Source organism: Roseateles sp. 22389 (genome assembly GCF_052044995.1).
Taxonomy (GTDB): domain Bacteria; phylum Pseudomonadota; class Gammaproteobacteria; order Burkholderiales; family Burkholderiaceae_C; genus Roseateles.
In genome coordinates, this window is record NZ_JBQEOF010000002.1 from 23,022 (window position 1) to 41,792 (window position 18,771).

Annotated in this window: 8 protein-coding genes; 5 read left to right on the plus strand and 3 right to left on the minus strand. The window is 72.0% G+C overall.

Annotated elements, in window-relative coordinates; all coding sequences use genetic code 11:
• Positions 1 to 140 precede the first annotated feature (140 nt).
• Positions 141 to 1,364, plus strand: a complete 1,224-nt coding sequence (locus ACTJKJ_RS03215; RefSeq protein ID WP_091723463.1) for an aspartate aminotransferase family protein — start codon at positions 141 to 143, stop codon at positions 1,362 to 1,364.
• On the plus strand, positions 1,361 to 2,323 hold the full coding sequence (gene argF / locus ACTJKJ_RS03220) for an ornithine carbamoyltransferase (protein WP_091723459.1): 963 nt from the start codon (positions 1,361 to 1,363) through the stop codon (positions 2,321 to 2,323). Before ACTJKJ_RS03215 ends, argF begins: the two co-directional genes overlap by 4 nt.
• A gap of 70 nt (positions 2,324 to 2,393) precedes the next feature.
• On the opposite strand, the gene ACTJKJ_RS03225 is transcribed toward argF, so the two are convergent.
• Positions 2,394 to 3,290 (minus strand): substrate-binding periplasmic protein, encoded by an 897-nt coding sequence (locus ACTJKJ_RS03225; RefSeq protein ID WP_440819576.1) that lies wholly within the window; start codon positions 3,288 to 3,290, stop codon positions 2,394 to 2,396.
• Between the two features lie 305 nt (positions 3,291 to 3,595).
• On the opposite strand from ACTJKJ_RS03225, the gene ACTJKJ_RS03230 reads away from it, so the two are divergent.
• The 3 genes from ACTJKJ_RS03230 to ACTJKJ_RS03240 are packed head-to-tail and all read left to right on the plus strand — an operon-like array spanning position 3,596 to position 6,248.
• Positions 3,596 to 4,354: a metallophosphoesterase family protein gene (locus tag ACTJKJ_RS03230; RefSeq protein WP_091723454.1), complete on the plus strand. Its 759-nt coding sequence runs from the start codon at positions 3,596 to 3,598 to the stop codon at positions 4,352 to 4,354.
• Positions 4,355 to 4,358: 4 nt separating this feature from the next.
• Positions 4,359 to 5,897 carry a serine/threonine protein kinase gene (locus ACTJKJ_RS03235; RefSeq protein WP_440819577.1) on the plus strand — a complete coding sequence of 513 codons (1,539 nt, stop codon included), beginning with the start codon at positions 4,359 to 4,361 and terminating at the stop codon, positions 5,895 to 5,897.
• 27 nt (positions 5,898 to 5,924) lie between these two features.
• Positions 5,925 to 6,248: a YkgJ family cysteine cluster protein gene (locus tag ACTJKJ_RS03240; RefSeq protein WP_440819578.1), complete on the plus strand. Its 324-nt coding sequence runs from the start codon at positions 5,925 to 5,927 to the stop codon at positions 6,246 to 6,248.
• Here ACTJKJ_RS03240 and ACTJKJ_RS03245 read toward each other — a convergent pair.
• A complete protein-coding gene (locus tag ACTJKJ_RS03245; protein ID WP_440819579.1) occupies positions 6,245 to 10,510 on the minus strand; it encodes an OmpA family protein in 4,266 nt (1,421 codons plus the stop codon). The genes ACTJKJ_RS03240 and ACTJKJ_RS03245 overlap by 4 nt on opposite strands.
• 54 nt (positions 10,511 to 10,564) lie before the next feature.
• On the minus strand, positions 10,565 to 18,514 hold the full coding sequence (locus ACTJKJ_RS03250; protein ID WP_440819580.1) for an SdrD B-like domain-containing protein: 7,950 nt from the start codon (positions 18,512 to 18,514) through the stop codon (positions 10,565 to 10,567).
• Positions 18,515 to 18,771: the final 257 nt, after the last annotated feature.

Consider the following 18,771-nt stretch of genomic DNA (forward strand, 5'->3'; position numbering starts at 1 on the left):
CGCCGCAGCACACATGGCCTTCTGCTCGCCCATTGGTCAGCCGGCCTGCCGACGCTGTCCAGGAGGAATCTCCTCACCCGCCAGGGTCGACCCGTAGAATCGGCCGCTTTCCCCTGCCCCTCCTACTTCCTGGAGACTTGATGAACGCCCCGGACTCCTCGTTCGCCGCCCCGACCGAACCCCATGTGATGCAAACCTACGGCCGCCTGCCGATCGCCCTGTCGCACGGCGAAGGCGCCTGGGTGTGGGACACGGCCGGCCGACGATACCTGGACGGCCTGGGCGGGATCGCCGTCAACACGCTCGGACACAACCATCCGAGGCTGGTGGCGGCGCTGCGGGACCAGGTGGGCAAGCTGATCCACACCAGCAACTACTACCACGTCCCGCTGCAGGAGCAGCTCGCCGCCAGGCTCTGCGCGCTGTCGGGCCTGACCAACGTGTTCTTCTGCAACTCGGGCCTGGAGGCCAACGAGGCGGCGCTGAAGATCGCGCGCAAGTACGGCCATGACCGCGGCAACGCCAATCCCGAGGTGATCGTGTTCGAGAAGGCCTTCCATGGCCGCTCGATCGCGACGCTGTCCGCGACCGGCAATCCCAAGGTCCAGGCCGGCTTCGGCCCGCTGGTGCCGGGCTTCGTCCGCGTGCCGCTGAACGACATCGAGGCGCTGCGCCAGGCGCTCGCCGCCCATCCCGGCGTGACCGCGATCTTCCTGGAGACCATCCAGGGCGAAGGCGGCATCAACGCCGCGCGCGTCGACTTCCTGAAGGACCTGCGCAAGCTCTGCGACGAGCACGACCTGCTGCTGATGCTGGACGAGGTGCAGTGCGGCATCGGCCGCACCGGCAAGTGGTTCGCGCACCAGTGGGCCGGCATCGTGCCGGACGTGATGCCGCTGGCCAAGGGCCTGGGCTCGGGCGTGCCGATCGGCGCGGTGGTGTGCGGCGACAAGGCCGCCAAGGTCTTCGGACCGGGCAACCACGGCACCACCTTCGGCGGCAATCCGCTGGCGATGCGCGCCGGCGTCGAGACGCTGGCGGTGATGGAGGCCGACGGCCTGCTGGCCAACGCCGCGACCGTCGGCGCCGAGCTGAAGGCGGCGATCGAGCACGGCCTGGCGGGCCTGCCCGGCGTCGTCGAGGTGCGCGGCCAGGGCCTGATGCTGGGCATCGAGCTGGACCGCCCCTGCGGCGTGTTGCTGACGCAGGCGATGGACGCGGGCCTGCTGCTGAGCGTGACGGCCGACAAGGTCATCCGCCTGGTGCCGCCGCTGATCCTGTCCAGCGCCGAGGCCGCGGAGATCGCGGCGCGCCTGGTGCCGCTGGTGAAGGCCTTCCTGGCCGCGCCGGCGACGACGCCATGAAGCCGGGAGACCGCCTCATGCGTCACTACCTGCAGTTCAAGGACCTGCGCGCGGAAGAGTACGCCCACCTGTTCGATCGCGCCGCGATCATCAAGCGGCGTTTCAAGAACTACGAGAAGTACCAGCCGCTGCAGGATCGCACCCTGGCGATGATCTTCGAGAAGGCCTCGACGCGGACCCGCGTCAGCTTCGAGGCGGGCATGTACCAGATGGGTGGCTCGGTGGTGCACCTGACCACCGGCGACAGCCAGCTGGGCCGCGCCGAGCCGATCGAGGACAGCGCCCGCGTGATCAGCCGCATGGTCGACATCGTGATGATCCGCACCTACGAGCAGACCAAGCTGGAGCGCTTCGCGGCGCACTCGCGGGTGCCGGTGATCAACGGCCTGACCAACGAGTACCACCCCTGCCAGATCCTGGCGGACCTGTTCACCTTCATCGAGCAGCGCGGCATGGACCGCCGCGGCGCGATCGACATGGACTGCCTCAAGGGGCGCGTGGTGGCCTGGGTCGGCGACGGCAACAACATGGCCAACACCTGGCTGCAGGCGGCGGAGATCCTGGGCTTCACGGTGCACGTGAGCACGCCCAGCGGCTACGAGATCGATCCCGCGGTCGCCGGCATCAAGGACACCCGCTGCTACAAGGTCTTCCAGGACCCCAAGGAAGCCTGCCGCGGCGCGGACCTGGTGACCACGGACGTCTGGACCAGCATGGGCTACGAGGCCGAGAACGAGGCGCGCCGCGCCGCCTTCGCGGACTGGTGCGTCGACGCGGACATGATGGCCGTGGCCAAGCCCGACGCGCTGTTCATGCACTGCCTGCCGGCGCACCGTGGCGAGGAGGTCGCCGCCGAGGTGATCGACGGCCCGCAATCGGTGGTCTGGGACGAGGCCGAGAACCGCATGCACGTGCAGAAGGCGCTGATGGAGTACCTGCTGCTGGGCCGGATCGGCTGAGCGGTGAAAGGCCCCACCGGCACGACCAGGCCCACCTCGCGCGGGCCTTTTTCCGTGCGGCGTGGCCGCGCTACTTCGCGACAGCGAGCGGCTTGAGCCCTTCCTCGTAGGAGCCCGCCGGGTAGTGCTTCTGCACGGTCTTCCAGGCCGCGCCCGAACGCGCGCTGCGCTCGAGCGCGTCGGCGAGCAGTTCGCGGTCCTTCGCCACCAGGTGGCGCGACAGGTAGATCCCGCTGTCGGTCCAGGTGAGCTCGGTCACCGGCTCCAGCCGCAGCCGTTCCAGCAGCGGCCGCGTGCGCGAGTCCTGCAGCAGCGTTCCCGCCAGGATCGACGGCGCCATCACCGTGACGTCGGCCAGGCTGCGCTCCAGCGCACGCACGACCGCCGCCGGATCGGCCTCGACCACCAGGCGGCGCTGCGCCTTGAGCGTCCTGAGCAGCTCCAGGTAGGGCTCGCCATAGTCGAAACCGCGCACCACCGCCACGCGCAGTTCGCGGCGCTGGGCGAGCTCGGCCAGGCTCTCGATCGGCGCGCGGTCCGACGCCAGCGAGATCAGCAGCGCCCGGGCCTTCATCACCGGAATGAAGTCGCCGTGCAGGTCGCGCTTGGAGGTCCGGGTCGCCGGCACCAGGACGTCGGCGCCGTTGGCGGCGAACATCGCCTCGACGCGCGCCCGCGGCACGACGGTGAATTCGAACTGGCAGCCGGTCTCCGCGGCCACCTTGCGCATCAGCTCCGGGAAGACGCCGCTGACCTCGCCGCCCGAGGTCACCACGCTCATGCCGATGGGCGCCACCGGCACCCGGATCGGACGTGTGCAGTCGGCCCGCGCCGTCCCGGCGACCAGGCCCAGTGCGCAGAGCAGCCAGGACGCAGCGCGCCAGGACGCACGCGTCCAGCGATCGATCGCCGCCGCCACGCGCCCGCGCGCGGGCCGGTCCGGCCGCCCGAATCCCCACGTCGTCATCTTTGTCTTCTCCCGTGCCGACGCTGCCGCTGGCGGCGGAGCCGTCCGCCCCCGCAGCGCGCCATGTCGCCGTCCAGGGTAGCAAAGCGCTGGCGCGCCACAACGCGTGAAACCCGCGCCTCCCGCTGTTCATCGCCCATCCGAAGGGGGAGCACCCCCTCCGGTCTGGGGGCGGCCCTCCGGTTCGGGGGAGCCCCGGCCCGTGCCTTGCGCTCCAATGAGGGTGGCCCTCGCCCGGTCCTCGCCCAGTCCTCGCCAACATGCGAAGCTTGGCGTCAGCCGTCCGTGGCATCCTGTGCCTGCTCATGAAAACCGCTCTGATCTCCGACCTGCACGCCAACCGCCAGGCTTTCGAGGCCGTCCTCGAGCACGCCCGGCGGCAGGGCGCGGGGCATTTCGCCCTCCTGGGCGATTACGTCGGCTACGGCAGCGATCCCGGCTGGGTGGTGGACCAGGTCCGCGCGCTGCGCGCCGCGGGCGCGGTCGTCGTCGCGGGCAACCATGACCTGGGCGTCACCCAGGGACCGCGTCCGACGATGAACGAGGACGCGCGCGCCGCCATCGCCTGGACGCGCGCGCGGCTGGCCGAGGACCAGCTGGCCTTCCTTGCCAGCCTGCCGATGGCCGAGGAAGAGGACGACTGCCTCTACGTGCACGCCAACGCCTTCGACCCGGCTGGCTTCGCCTATGTGCAAGGGCGGCTGGAGGCGATGCGCAGCCTGCACGCGACCGAGTGCCGCTACACCTTCTGCGGCCACATGCACGAGCCGATGCTCTACCACCTGTCGGGCACCGGCAAGGCGGGCGATTTCCGGCCCCAGCCGGGCGTGCCGATCCCGCTGCTGCCCAACCGGCAGTGGCTGGTCATCCCCGGCGCCTGCGGCCAGCCGCGCGACGGCAACCCGGCCGCGGCCTACGCGCTGTTCGACCACGACAGCGAGGAGCTCAGCTTCCAGCGCGTCCCCTACGATGTCGAAGCCGCCGCGGCCGCGCTGCGCGCCGCGCCCGGCCTGCCCGCCGGCCTCGCGGACCGCCTCGCCCAGCGCCTCGTCGCCGGCCGCTGAATCGATGAACGACGCCACCTTGCCGCCCGCCCCGTCGCCTGCCCCGTCCCCGGTTCCGCCCATCACCGCGCCGCTGCAGCCCGGCCAGGTGCTGGACGGCTTCGTGCTCGAGGCCCGGCTGCACCAGGGCGGCATGGCCAACCTCTGGCAGGTGCGGCGGCAGTCCCCCGCGGACGCGCCTCCCGGCGAGGACTTTCCGCTGATCATGAAGGTCCCCCGCATCAAGGGCGGCGAGGACCCGGCCAGCATCGTCGGCTTCGAGGTCGAGCAGATGATCATGCCGGCGCTCAAGGGGCCGCACGTGCCGCGTTTCGTCGCGCGCGGCGACTGGCGCCGGCAGGCCTACATCGTCATGGAGCGCATCGAGGCCGAGAGCCTGCGCCCGCGCCTGGACCAGGCGCCGCTGCCGCTGGTGGAGGTCGTGGAAATCGGCATCCAGGTCGCGCATGCGCTGACCGACCTGCACCGCCAGCACCTGGTCCACCTCGACATCAAGCCCAGCAACATCCTGCTGCGGCCCGACGGCACCGTGGTGCTGGTCGACTTCGGCCTGTCGCGCCACGACTTCCTGCCCGACCTGCTGGAGGAGGAGTTCTCGCTGCCGATGGGCACCGGGCCCTACATGTCGCCGGAGCAGGTGCAGTTCGTGCGCAACGATCCGCGCAGCGACCTGTTCGCGCTGGGCGTGATGCTCTACCACCTGTCCACCGGCGAGCGGCCCTTCGGTCAACCGAACTCGGTGCGCCAGCTGCGGCGCCGGCTCTATGTCGACCCGATCCCGCCGCGCGCGATCCGGCCCGAACTGCCGCCGTGGTTCCAGGAGATCGTGCTGCACTGCCTGGAGGTGCGCGCTGAGCGCCGCTACCAGAGCGCCGCGCAGCTCGCGCTGGACCTGCAGCGGCCCGACGCGGTGCCGCTGACGGCGCGCGCGCACAAGCTGCAGCGCAGCGGGCTGGTGCGGCGCTTCAAGCGCTGGTTCCTGGCGATGGGCGAGGAGCCGCGCGCGCCGGCCTCGGTCGGCGCGCAGGTGGCGCGCAGCCCGGTGATCATGGCCGCCGTCGACGTCCAGGGCGCCACCCCGGCCCTGCTGGAGGAACTGCGCGAGGTCGTGCGCCGCCTGATGCAGACCGAGCCCGGCGCGCGCCTGGCCTGCGTCGGCGTGATGAAGACCAACCGCATCGGCATGGACGAGCTCACCGACGCGCATGGCCGCAGCCACCATGTGCAGCAGCTGATCGCGCTGAAGAACTGGGCGCATCCGATGACGCGCGAGCTCGCGCTCGAGGACGGGCGGCTCACCTTCCACGTGCTGGAGGCGCCCGACGCCGCCGACGCGCTGATCGAATTCGCCGCCCGGACCGGCGTCGACCACGTCGTGATGGGCGCCCGCGCCAGCTCGATGATGCGGCGCTACCTGGGGAGCGTGTCGGCGCAGGTCGTCACCCAGTGCGCCTGCACCGTCACCGTCGTGCGCGAACCCGCGCTGCCCGACGACCCGCCGCCGCCCGACAGCCCCTTGATCAGCCCGTCGGCGTCGAACTGAGCCTCAGCCTGGGGGCGTCCGTCCGCCATGTCCGACTTTTCCGACAATCCCTGCACCCGCTGCGGCGCCTGCTGCGCGAGCTTCCGCGTCGACTTCTCGCGCCATGAGCTGCAGAGCGAGGGCGGCAGCGTGCCGGACGGCCTGGCGGTGGAGGTCACCGACTCGAGCTGCCGGATGCGCGGCACCGACCACGCGCGCCCGCGCTGCGCGGCGCTGCAGGGCCAGGTCGGCGAGCGCGCCGGCTGCGGCATCTACGAGTGGCGCCCGTCGCCGTGCCGGGAATTCGGCATGCGCGCGCCGCTGGGCCTGGGCGACGAGGCCTNCCATGGCCTGCCGCCGCTGGACGGCTAGAACTTCCCCAGCATGTTGAGGAAGACCCCGCGGCTGCGGTAGCTCAGGTCCGTCAGGTCGTCCGAGAAGTCGGTGAAGTTGTAGCCCAGCCCCACCTTGAAGTTCTCGTTGACGTGGTAGTAGCCCGCCGTCAGCAGACCGGTCTTGCGCTCGCTCAGCTCGCCGGCCCGCAGCATGCGCAGCTCCAGCAGCCAGTCGTAGCGACGCACCACCTTCCAGTCCACCCGCGCGATCGCCAGCTGCGCGCTGCTCTTGAACCACGGCGCGCTGTCGTCGCGGCTGGGCCGCAGCTCGCCGACGCGCCACGCCAGCTTGCCGCCGATGGTCCAGCGCGCGCTGACGTCGTAGGTCGCATCCACCGCCGCCACCTGGCTGCGCTGCTGGTAGTCGATGCCGGTCGTGCTGACCGCCGTCTGCGTCACGTCCGTCGCCACCACCTGCCCCGGCGACGACAGGTCGTACAGGTAGGTGTACTTCAGCAGCACGTTCAGCTTGTCGTTGCTCACCGGCCGGAAGGCGTAGCCCAGCACCGCCTCGGTGTACTTGGCCGCGGCCAGCGCGCTCGCCGCGCTGTCGCTGTCCGCCCAGTTCAGCTTGCCCAGCCAGCGCGCGTTCGGGCCGTCCTGCACGCTGACCGAGTTCTTCAGCAGCCAGCTGCGCCGCGTGTCCAGCCCCGTGCGATCGCGCCGGTACTCGACGCCGCCGGCGTACTTCAGGCTCGCGTCGCTGAAGCCCACCGAGAAGCCGAGCGCCTCCCGATCGGTCTCCCCGGCGTTTTCCGCCTCCAGCCGCCCGTTTTCCGCGCTCACCGCCAGCGTCCAGCGATCATCCGGCGCGTACTGCACGCCGTAGGCATGCGTCAGGCCGCTCAGCACGCCGGTCGTCTGCTTGTGCTCGGTGTAGGCGCTCAGGCCATCGGCCAGGCGCGACTTGATGCCGCCGACCAGCGTGCCGCCGCGCGCGTTCAAGGTCTCGTCGGTGCGGCCGGTGTCCAGCGCGTAGGTGACGTAGACGTTGGAGCGGTCGTTGTACTGGTAGTCGACGCCCGCCTTGCCCGCCGAGCCGCCATTGCCGCCCGAGGCCTCGCCGCGCAGCGACAGCTTGTCGTTGACGCGATAGCGCACGCCCGCGCCGAGCCGGTCGTTGTCCTGCCGCGTGCCGGTGCGGTCCACCGTCTTCTGGCCGAAGCCATACACGCCCCAGCCCTCCCCGCTCTCGTAGTCGAGCTGCACGGCCGCGTCGGTGCGCTCGCCGCTGACCACGCCCGAGCTGGGCAGCAGCGGCGAGGTGTTCACCGCATCGGTGGACTTGCGGTCGGCCCGCAGTCCGCCGCTGACCGTCCAGCGCTCATCGACGCGCCAGGCCACCTGCGCCTCGCCGGCGTCGGTGTTGTAGCCGTTGAGCTCGTCCTTGTGATCGCCCTTGAGTCGCAGCTCGACCTGCTCGGCCACCGGCGCGGTGAGGCTGACGCCGGCCTGCCTCGTCTCGTTGGACGCGACCTGTCCAGGCGTCGAGAAGCCCGCCTCGCGCAGCTGCGCATAGGCGCCGACATGCCCGCTCTTGGCCACGCCGAGATCGGTCAGATCCGCCTGCCCTTCGACGCGCCACGCATTCGCGCCGCGGGTGTCGGTGGCCAGCGTGTTCTGAGAGAACCCGAAGCCGCCATCGAGCGAGCTGGTCGTGCCGATGCCGGGGCCATCGCTGCGCGCGGCCTCGATCTTCAGCGTGGTGTTCTCGCTCTTGCGCAGCAGCAAATCCACGCCGCCCAGGCGCTGATCGCCGCCGGTCTGCTGCTGCTTCGCGGCGGTGACGCCGACGCGCACCGCGTCCGTCACCCACCAGGCCGTCCGTCCGCCCACCGCCAGCGTGTCCAGATCGCCCGACAGCGGCGTGTACTCGTAGTCCACGACCAGGAAGGCCGGCTGGCCGCTGAGACCGCCCGCCCGCACCAGCTGGCCGTTGTCGGCCAGGCTGGGCAGTGGCGAGGTCAGCAGCACCCGTCCCTGCAGGTAGTCGACGTCGTAGTCGCTGCCCGGGATCAGCGCGCGGCGCTGCAGCACGAAGCCGGAATCGCGGTCGCGGATTTCCAGCCACACCTTCTCGGCGCCGCGGCTCACGTCCTGATGACGCAGGTAGTACAGCGAGCCGCCCGTGCCGCGGAACTCCTCGCGCGCGGCCAGCGTGCCCGGTTCGGCCGCGTACAGGTCGGCGGTGAAGCGGGCGTCGCCGAAGCTGGTCGCCTCTTCGCCGACGAGGTGCCCCTTCAAGCCATACAACCCGCGATTGATCTGCGCCAGCGTGTTGTCGGCGCCCAGGTTGATCTTGAAGTTGCCCCACATCGCATGCGAGCGGCCATCGTCCACGCGCAGGTACATGCGTCCCTGCGTGGGCGCGTCCTCGACGCTGGTCGAGTCGTCGCCGAAGGTGCCCCAGCTGTCCACCGGGTCCATGCGGCGGAACAGCGAGGTTGGATCCTTGCGGTCGAGGTTGCGCAGGAGCTCACCCAACGGGCGTTCCTCGGTGTCGACGCTCGCCGTCAAGGTCCAGCGCTCATCGAGCATGCCCTTGCCGTAGAAGGCCAGGCGCCCTTCGGTCCAGGTGTCGTTGTTGTAGCGGTTGCGCTCCTGCGTCATCAGCGCGGCGGGGCCGGTCGTGCGGTCATGGCCGATGGTGAGATCCGCCTGACCGACGAAGAAGAAGTCCCGCGGCGGCAGCTCGAAGTCGCGGCGATAGATCCGCTCCTGGCCCTCGGCGCCGCGCACGACGATCTCGCCGGTCTGCACGCGGCGCGGCACCAGCTGCTGCATCACGAAGCGGCCCTGCGCGTCGACCGGCACCGCCAGTCCGAGCGCCCTCACCTGCTCGCCGGCCGCGATGCCTTCGCCGCTGGCCGTCACCGTGCCGCCGGTGATCGGGATGTTGGCGATGGACAGCCGGCTCTCGCCATAACCCGCCAGCAGGCGCTGCGCCTCGGTCGGCTCCTGCTCGAAGCCTGGCGCATGCCGATCGGCCAGCGCCAGCGGGATGTCGTCGGTCTCGTCGAAGCGGCCATCGCGGTCATAGACCCGCACGCGCCAGTACAGCTTGCGGCGCGCCATGGGTCCTTGCGCCCACTCGGCGGGCACGGTCCAGGCCGCGCGCAGCTCGCTGTCCAGCGGCACGGTGGCCAGCAGCTGCGGCCGCATGTCGCCATCGGCGCTGAACACGCGCAGCTCGCCGCGCGTCAGGAACAACCGGTAGTTGCTGTAGCCGTTGAAGCGCACCGTGTCGCCAGGCACCGCGGTGGCGGGCCAGGCGGTCCCGTTCAGGCGGCGCAGCTGCACGAGGTTGTCGTACTGCAGGCGCAGCCGGTCGCGCTCGAGCCGCACGTCGATGCAGCGCTGGCGATCGGCGCTGGAGCTGTCCGCGCCCACCACCGGCTGGCCGTCGATCGTCAGGCGCAGCGCCGCGTCGTCGGGCGCATACGGCGTCAGCATGCCGCAGGCGCTCGGGTCGACCAGCGTCACGCTGGACACGGTCTCCACCTTCGCGGGCACCGTGTCCTTCCAGTAGACGCGCACCTCGACGCGCCGGTTGGCGGACCAGTTCGCCCGGTCCTCCCGCGGCGAGGCCAGCGGCTCGTCGGGGCCGCGCGAATCCGCCACGTAGGCGTTTGCCGGCAGTCCCAGCTGCTGCGTCAGATAGCGGCCCACCTGCTGCGCGCGCGCCAGGCCGAGCGCATGGTTGTCGGGAAAGCGCGGACGCAGCTCCGGCTTGATGCGCTGCACGTCGGTGTGGCCGACGATCTCGAAATGCAGGCCCTCACGGCCGCGCACCTGCGCGACGATCGCGTCCAGCCGCGCCTTGTCCTCGGGTTTGAGCAGGTCCTCGCCCGAGTCGAAGTGCGGCGTGTGCGACTCCTCGCGCGGCTGCTCGGTGCCGGGCACGGTGCGCGTCGTCTCTTCGCGCCGCTGCTGCAGCGCGCGCGGGTCGCCGAGGATCACGGTGAGCTTGGGCAGTTCGCGCTCGCTCGAAGCCGGCAGATGATCGCGGCCATCGATCTCGACGGCGCGCACGTCGGCCGCGCAGCGATCGCTGAAGCGTCCGCGTGCGTCGGCGCGGCAGGCGCCGCCCTCGCGGGTCGCGTCCTGCGCCGCATCGCGGGCCGCACCGGAGGCGGCGCCGGAGGCTGCCTCCTGGGCGGTGGCCGGCAGCCCGATGGCCAGGCAGGCGGCGGCCGCGGCGCTGGCCAGCGCCGCGCGGGGGAAGGTGGATCGGGTCATGCGAATGGCACGGAAAGAGGAAGAAGACGGGGAGCGGTTCATGCGCGCTCCCGGTCAGCGGTTCAGCGAGACCGGCACGCGCTCGACCTCGATGTCCAGGTTGAACAGGCTGCGGCCCTGGGACTGGCCGAGCGCCTTCCAGCGCGCCAGCAGTCCGGCCTTGAGCGCCGCGATGCGCTCGTCGCCGAGCGCGCGCGGCTCGTCCGCCGCCGGCTGGTAGGCCAGGCGCAGGATCGAGGGCCGCTCGGTCAGCGCGGCCACGGCCTGGTCCAGACGCGCCTCGTGCGCCGGCAGCAGCGCGAGCTGCCCGTCGGCGAAGGCGGCCGCCTTCAGGTCCAGGCGCACGACACGGTGCACGGTGGCGCCGAAGTTCACCTTGATCGCCTTGCCGCGCGTCGCGCGCTCGGACGCCGGGTTCTCGGTCGTCACGCGGTAGCCCGAGGGCAGCGTGCGTTCATCGACCTTGAGCACCAGGTTGCTGCCCGTGCCCTCCTTGGGCACCGCCGCGCAGGCGATGTGATACCGACCCTCGGCATCGGTGCTCACCAGCAGGCCGTTGACGGTGGCGATGCGCACGTTGGGGATGCCGGGCTCGCCCTCGTCCTGCACGCCGTTGGCATTGCGGTCGTCGTAGACCTTGCCGATGACGTCGGTGCAGTCGAACAGCGCATCCGGCACGACCCGCACCGACGCGGTGGCCGTGTTGGACAGCGCGCGGCCGCCGGGGCCCTGCGTGGCGACCACGCTGTTGACGTACTGGCCTTCGCCGACGCCGATGCCCACCGCCAGCACCATCGACACGCGCTTGGTCTCGCCGGTGAGGAAGGACTGGTCGGCCAGCGTCAGTTGCCGGCCCACGATCGTGGGCTTCACGGCCACGACCGGGCCATTGGGCAGCGTCTGCACCGTCAGCGAGCCGTCCAGGTACTTGAAGCCCGGGGGCAGCGTGTCCAGCAGCGCGACATTGCCGATCGGGCCGCTGCTCGCGTTGCGCGCGGTGATCACGTAAGGCACGGGCTCGCCCTTCTTCACCGTCAGCTTGGAGGTCGACTTGCGCAGCTCGATGGCCGTGCCGTTCCCCTCGCGGTCCAGCGGCAGGTGGTTGTTGACCACCTGGTGCGCCGCGCCGCCCGATTGCCAGTTCAGGAAGTACGGCGTCGCGGGGCCGGCCACCGGAGCGGCCGCGGCGCTGACGACGCAGGCATCGCTGCCGCTCAGGCGGACGCCGCGGCCGGCGGCGTCGCGGGCGCCCGCGGTGCTGGGCGCGCTGCAGTTGACGGCGTCGAGCGGACCCGCGGCAGCCGGGTAGGTCGCCGACGGCAGGTAACCCGCCGGCGGTGCGACCGTGACGGTGTAGCTGCCCATCGGGGCGCCCGGCAGCAGGAAGAACTGGTACGAGCCGTCGGGACCGGTGGTGACCGACGCGTTGCCGCCGAGCAGGTGGAGGGCCGGATCGAAGCCCGACGGACCATTCAGCGCGACCACCGCGCCGGGGACCGGCTCGGCGCTCAGGCTGTCGTACACCACGCCGCCCGGGTCGAGCGGCAGGTCTTGCTGGACCACCGTCGCGCCCGCGCCGATGGCCAGCGGGATCCAGCCGCGCGGCGCCATGCCGGCGACGGTCGGGAACGCGCCGCCGGGGCCGTTCAGCGTCGGGTCGGTCGGCCAGACGCCGCCCACCAGGCGCCCTTGCGGATCGCGGAAGCGCAGCTGGTACGAGCCCGGCACGACGTTGTCGAAGCGGTAGCTGCCATCGGCCGCGGTGACGCGGGTGTCGAGCACCTGCGCGCCGGTGTTGGCGCAGGTGGTGCCACCGTCGAGGCAGGCCACCAACTCCACCGTCCAGCCCGCGACGGCGGGTTCGCCGTTGCCGGCCAGGCGGTCGTGGTCGGTGTCGCGCCAGGCGCGGCCGCTCACCGCCGCCGGCGAGGTCGACTTCTCGAAGAAGTCGTAGCCGGTGCCGTTCGCCGCCACGGCGGGCAGCTTGACGTTGAGACGGCCCGGGGCCGGCACGCTGCCGCCCAGCGAGCCCGGGGTCTCGCCGGCATGGGTGGAACCCGGCACCGGCGATTGCACGATCGTGTAGCCCGCGCCGTTGTCCAGCGGCAGGTCGACGAAGCGGTAGCCGCCATCGCGCGCCGTGACGGTGCTGCGCGTGACCGGCTGGCCCGAGGCATCGGTGCCGGTCAGCGTCAGCGTCACGCCGGCCAGCGGCAGGTCGCCCGGCTCACGCTTGCCGTTCCCGTTGACGTCGTTGAACACGGTGCCCGCGATCGAGGCGCCCTGCTCGCCGAAGTCGTAGCCATCGCCCGAGCCGCCGGTGTAGACCAGGCCGCCGATGCGATCGTTGCCCGCGAGCGCGCCCGCCGCCGTGCCGTTGAGGCGGCCCACGGTCTCGGCGCCATCGGCGTAGGTCGCCGGCTGCGTTTCGGTGATCACGTAGCCCGTCGCGTCGGACGGCAGCACGCCGTCGAAGAGGTACTGCCCATCGGCGCCGGTGACCGCGGTGATGGTCACGGGCAGCCCACCGGCGCTGGTACCGCTGAGGGTCAGCGTCACGCCCGTGATCGGCAGCTCGCCCGCGTCACGGCGGCCGTTGCCATTGCTGTCGACGTACACGTGGCCGGAGATCTGGCCGCCGCGCTCTCCGAAGTCGTAGTCCGTGCCGACCTCTTCCGAGGCCAGCGCGATGTCGCCGAACCGGTCGTTCACGCCGCCCGGGTTGGCGGTGCCGCGCGCGGCGCCACCCACCAGGCCCAGATGCTCGGGGCCATCGCCGGTGCCCGCGGGCTGCGTCTCGTCGAGCTGATAGCGCCCCGGCAGCAGACCGCTGGCGGAGAAGCCGCCATCGGCCGCCGTCGTCAGCGTCCTGGTCACGCTGCGTCCGAGGAAGTCGGTGCCGCTCAGCGTCACCGTCACGCCGGGCATGGGCGGCTCGCCCGCGTCGCGCTGGCCGTTGGCGGGTGCGATGTCGGCATAGACGTGGCCCGACAGCGAGGCCGCGCGCACCGAGGCGAAGTTGTTGCCGCTCGAGCTCGATCCCGGCGCGCCCAGGCGGATCTGCTGGATCAGCGGCGCGTTGGAACCCGACGGGCCCGCGTCGACGCCCGTGCCGCTGGCGGGCACGCTGCCCGGCGCCGAACCGGCGCCGGTGACCGTGCCCGCGCGGGTCAGGCCCGGCAGGTAGCCGGCCGGACGCGTCTCGGTCACCGTGTAGGTGCCGGGCGCGACCTTGTCGAAGACGTAGTCGCCATGGGCATCGGTGACGGTGGTGATCGACACGGCGTTGCCGTTGGCATCGGTGCCGGTCAGCGCGATGGTCACGCCGGGGAGACCGGGTTCGCTCGACGTGGCGCCCTGGCTGCCATCACCGTCGCGGTCGTAGAAGCTGCGGCCGCGCAGCTGGCTGCTGGTGAGCTCGCCGAACAGGTAGTCGCCCACGCTCGCCGGCGTGCCGGTCAGCGGGATGACCACGCCCTGGATCACGTTGCCGCCCGGCTGCGCCGTGCCGGCATGACCGTTCGGATTGGCCTGGCCCGGCGCGTAGGTCGCGGGCTGCGTCTCGGTGACCGTGTAGCCACCCGCCGCCGACGGCGGCACGTTGAGGAACTCATAGCGTCCCGGCTGGCCGGCGATCGGCGTGGCGACGATGTCGACCGCCGCGCCGGTGCTGGACGTGCCCGTCAGGTGCAGCGTCACGCCGGTGATACCGGCATCGCCCGCGGCGGGCAGGCCGTCGTTGTCGGCGTCCTCGAAGACGCGGACCGTCACGCGCGGCAGACGCTCGCCGAAGTGATAGCCAGTGGCGGCGGTGCCGCTGCCCAGCGTGATGCCGGAGATGAGATCGTTGACGGCGGTGCTGCCGCCGGCCGTGCCCGCGGTCTCGCTGCCGTCGGCGAAGCCGTCGGGCTGCGTGGGCTCGGTCACCGTGTAGCTGCCGGGCCTCAGCGTGGCGAAGCTGTAGCTGCCATCGGCCGCGGTGGTGGTGCTCGCGTTCACGGCATTGCCGAACAGGTCGGTGCCGCTGAGCTGCAGCGTCACGCCGGCGATGCCGGGTTCGCTCGCGCCGAAGGCGCCGTTGTAGTCGCGGTCCTGATAGACGCGGCCCGCCACCGAGGCGGCGCGCACTTCGCCGAACAGGTTGCCGGTGGAGCTGCCGCCCGCGCCGAGCACGACGTTCTGGATCACGTTGGCGTTGGAGCCGCTGGGGCCGCTGGTGACACCGGCGCCGCTGGCCGGCACGCTGCCGGCGCTGCTGCCCGCGCCACTGGCGCCGCCGGCGCGCGTGATGCCCGGCAGGTGGGACGCGGGCTGCGTCTCGGTGACGGTGTAGGTGCCGGACGGGACGGAGAAGCTCCAGGCGCCCGTCGCATCGGTCGTGACCGTGCGGCTGACCGGCGTGCCGGTGCCATCGGTGCCGCCGAGCGTCAGCGTGACACCGGCGATGCCGGGCTCGCCCGCATCGGCCTGGCCGTTGCCATTCAGGTCGTCATAGACGCGGCCCGACAGGGTCGCAGTCTGCACGGTGATCGTGCCGGTGGCGAAGTTGTTGCCGGCGTTGGGCACGGCGCCGCCGTCGGTATCGCCCGAGCCCGTCGTCACGATGGTGGCGGTGTTGCTCAGCACCGTGCCGTTGGCCGGCGTGCCGACCACCAGCACCGGGATGCGCAGCGTCGCCGCGCCGCCGGAGGGCATGCTCGCGATCGCGCAGCTCGTGCTGGTGCCGCCGGCGCTGCCGGTGCAGGTCGGCGCCGCGGGGGTGAAGCTGCCGGCGGTGACGGTGAGCACCGGCGTGCCGGCGAGCTGCAGCCCCGCGGGCAGCGTGTCGGCGACCTGCGTGATCTCGGCCGCCTGCGGGCCGTTGTTGCGCACATGGACCAGCCAGTCGAAGGCCTGGCCCTGCGCGATGGTGGTCAGCGGCGTGGTGGTGCCGCTGATGACGGCCGCCTTGTCCACGGCCTGCACGTCGGCCTTGTAGCGGAAGGTGGTCGGCTCCGACGCGCTGTTGTTGGCCTGCGGATCGAAGGCGTCCTGCGCCGCGTTGGCGAAGCGCACCGAGGCCGCGTTGGTGTAGGTGCCCTTCTCGGCGCCCTGCAGCCGCACGCGCACCTGGACGGAGCTGCCCTCCCCGGTCGCGCCGCCGCCGGTGCCGCCCAGGCTGGCGATGGTGCAGCTGATGCTGCCGCCGGCCACGCCGACGGTGACGCCGGCGGTGTTGCAGCTCACGCCCGCGGGCAGCGGCGTCACCAGGCCCACGAAGGTCGGTGCGCCCGCCGTCGACGGCAGGGTGTCGGTGAGGACGACGTTCTCGGCCGTCGAGGCGCCGTTGTTGGTGACCGTGAGGGTGTAGGTGACGTTGTCGCCGACGTTGACCGGGTCCACGTCGTCGGCCTTGTTGACGATCAGGTCGTAGGCCGGCGAGATGACGGCGGTGGCCTGCGTCGCGGTGTTGTTGGCGGCGCCGCCGGCGATCTCGGGCGTGGTGGTGGCGATCGTCACCGTGTTGGAGATGCTGCCGCTGCCGCCCAGCGCCGTGGCCAGCGCGGCGCTGGCGCGCACCCGCACGACGACGGTCTGCTGCGCACCGCGGGCGATCGAGCTCCAGCCGCAGATCAGCGTGTCATTGCCCGGACCGGTGGTGCTGCCGGCGACCGGCGCGGTGGTGCAACTGCCGCCGCCGTTGGCGGTCGCCGACAGGAACACCAGGCCCGCCGGCAGCGTGTCGTCGATGCTCACGTTGAAGGCGCGGCTCGCGCTGGTCGCGGCCGGATTGCTGGCCGTGATCGTGTAGGTGAGCAGTTGGCCGGCGGACACCGGGTCCGGGTTGTCGGTCTTGGTCACCGCCACATCGGTGCGGGCGATGAAGTAGGCCGTGGCCGGCGTGTTGTTGTTGGCGTTGTTGTTGAGGAGGTCGGGATCGGCCTCGTTCTGGGCCAGCGCGAAGGCTGTGTTGTTGACCGTGAACTGCTGGTCCGAGGACGTGCCGTCGCCGAAGTGGCGCACCGTCACCTGGAACCTCGGGCAGTCGACGCCCGCGGTGCAGACCGGCAGGCTGGTGATCGTGCAGTTGCTCAGCGACACCGCCGATCCGGACGGCGCGAGGCTGCAGCTGCCCAGCGTGGCACTGCCGGCCACCGTGTTCAGCGAGTACTGGCCCGCGTTGGCGTTGAAGACGTTGTTGAGGGTGTCGGTGACGGCGACGTTGGTCGCGGCCTGCGGGCCGGCGTTGACCACCTCGATTTCCCAGACGATCGGCGAGCCCGCCTCCTGACGGTTGCCCGCCGCATCGCCCGGGCCCAGCACGCGCTTGAGCACCGACACGTCGGCCTGCGCGGCGTTGGCCTGCGGGTTCACGCCCACGCCGGTGCAGTCGTTGGCGGGCACGTTGTCGGCCGGCGCGTTGGCGGCGTTCACGCACACCTGGTTGGTCAGCGTGCCGCCCGCGGCCGTGGCCTGCGCATTGATGGTGACGCTGGCGGTGGTGGCGTTGACCCCCAGCGCCACGTTGGTGCTGGTGCAGGTGATGGTCACCGGACCGGCCTGCGGGAAGGTGCCGCCGCCCGAGGACACGCAGCTGAAGCCCGACGGCGCCGAGATGCTGTTGACCCGCAGGTTGGCGGGCACCGTGTCGGTGAGCGTGAGGGTGCCGCTGGCGGGGATCGCGCTGGGGCCGAGGTTGGTCGCCGAGATCGTGTAGTTGAACGCCTGGTTCACCGGCACCGCGGCCTGCGGCCAGCTCTTGGCCTTGTTGGCGCGCAGGTCGGCGGAGGGATCGATCACCGTCGTGTTCACCGCGCCGTTGACCGGGCTGACGCCCGTGGCGCTGGCCGTGGCGGTGTTGACGATGCCCACGCCGCTGGTCAGCGCCTGGACCGGCGCGCTGATGGTGCCCAGCGAGACGTTGCTGCCGGCGCTGCCGCTGCCGCTGCGCGTGCAGCTCAGCGTGCCGCCCGCGGACGGGCAGGTGCTGGACGCGGTGCAGGTCCAGCCGCCGCTGCTGAAGCTGGCCGGCGCGACGGCGCAGAAGTTGGCGGGCAGGTTGTCGGTCAGTTGCGCGCCCGAGGGGAAGTCCCCGCTGTAGCGCACGTTGAACTGGAAGTTGAAGGCCTGGCCGGTCTGGACCGGGTCGGCGACGGACTTGCTCTTCGTCACCGACAGGCTGCTGCCGGCGGTGACCGCGGTCGTGGCGCTGGCGACGTTGTTGGTGGTGTCGCCGTCCGCGACCCCGCCGCCGCTCGCGACATCCGCCGAGTGCGTCAGCGTGGACCCGCCGCCCGCGCCGATCACGCCGCTCACCGTGACGCCGGCGCTGCCACCGCTGGCGATGGCGCCGAGGTTGCAGCTCAGCGTGGCGCCCGACAGCGAGCAGCCGCCCGGCGTGCCGCTCAGCGCGAAGCCCGGCGGCACGCTGTAGCTCAGCACCGACGCGGGCGAGGCGTCCGGCCCCGCGTTCGTCACCGTCAGCTGCACGACCTGCGTGCTGCCGGCCGCCGCCGTCGCCGGCGCGTTGATCGACAGCGCCAGGTCGGCGCCCGCGTTCACCGTGGTGGTCTCGCTCTGCGAGCTGCCACCGACGACGCTGGCCGTGACCGTCATCGTGCCGGCCGTGATCGAGCGGACCCGCATCGGCAGGTGCACCACGTCCTGCGTGGGCACGCTGACGCCGGTGCAGCTCACCGTGCCGGGTCCGGCCTGTCCGACCGCCATGCCGCCGCAGCTCACGCCCGCCGGCAGCGCGCCGGTGCCGGCGTAGCGGCCGGTGGCGGGCACGTCGAAGTTGACCGTCACGCCGGAGCGCGCCACGCCCAGGGCGTCGCCGATGCCGACGTTGTAGGTGACGACACCGCCCGCCGCGACCGGGTCCGGCGTGTCCGGCATGCCCGTCACCACCAGTTGCGCCTGCGCGGCGCCGGCCAGGCCCAGGGCCAGGCCGACGGCGGTGGCGGTCCGACAAAGAAGGGCCCGGCTGCGGGCAAGGGAATCCAACACGCGGTCAAACGTCATCGTGGTTCTCCGGGCAGCGGCAAGCCGCCCGTGCTGAGACAGGGAAATCGAAGAAAGGGGTGCACGGCGCTGCACGAGGGGACGAGGCCGCCAGGGGCCATCGATCCCGGCTTGTCGCGGACGGCAACAAGCGCATGGCGCGACGCGCGGGGCGTACGGTCGCGGCTCGGCCGCGACAAGTCTTCACTCGTTCATCACGGGCGCGATGCAGGCCACGCCGGGCCGGTATTTCTGCCGCTTCATGATGTGTCGGCGCG

Bases quoted from the DNA above. Each gene is read 5' to 3' on its own strand.
- ACTJKJ_RS03250 (WP_440819580.1), bottom strand. From the start codon at position 18,514: ATGACGTTTGACCGCGTGTTGGATTCCCTTGCCCGCAGCCGGGCCCTT.
- ACTJKJ_RS03245 (WP_440819579.1), bottom strand. From the start codon at position 10,510: ATGACCCGATCCACCTTCCCCCGCGCGGCGCTGGCCAGCGCCGCGGCC.
- argF (WP_091723459.1), top strand. From the start codon at position 1,361: ATGAAGCCGGGAGACCGCCTCATGCGTCACTACCTGCAGTTCAAGGAC.
- ACTJKJ_RS03230 (WP_091723454.1), top strand. From the start codon at position 3,596: ATGAAAACCGCTCTGATCTCCGACCTGCACGCCAACCGCCAGGCTTTC.
- ACTJKJ_RS03235 (WP_440819577.1), top strand. From the start codon at position 4,359: ATGAACGACGCCACCTTGCCGCCCGCCCCGTCGCCTGCCCCGTCCCCG.
- ACTJKJ_RS03215 (WP_091723463.1), top strand. From the start codon at position 141: ATGAACGCCCCGGACTCCTCGTTCGCCGCCCCGACCGAACCCCATGTG.
- ACTJKJ_RS03225 (WP_440819576.1), bottom strand. From the start codon at position 3,290: ATGACGACGTGGGGATTCGGGCGGCCGGACCGGCCCGCGCGCGGGCGC.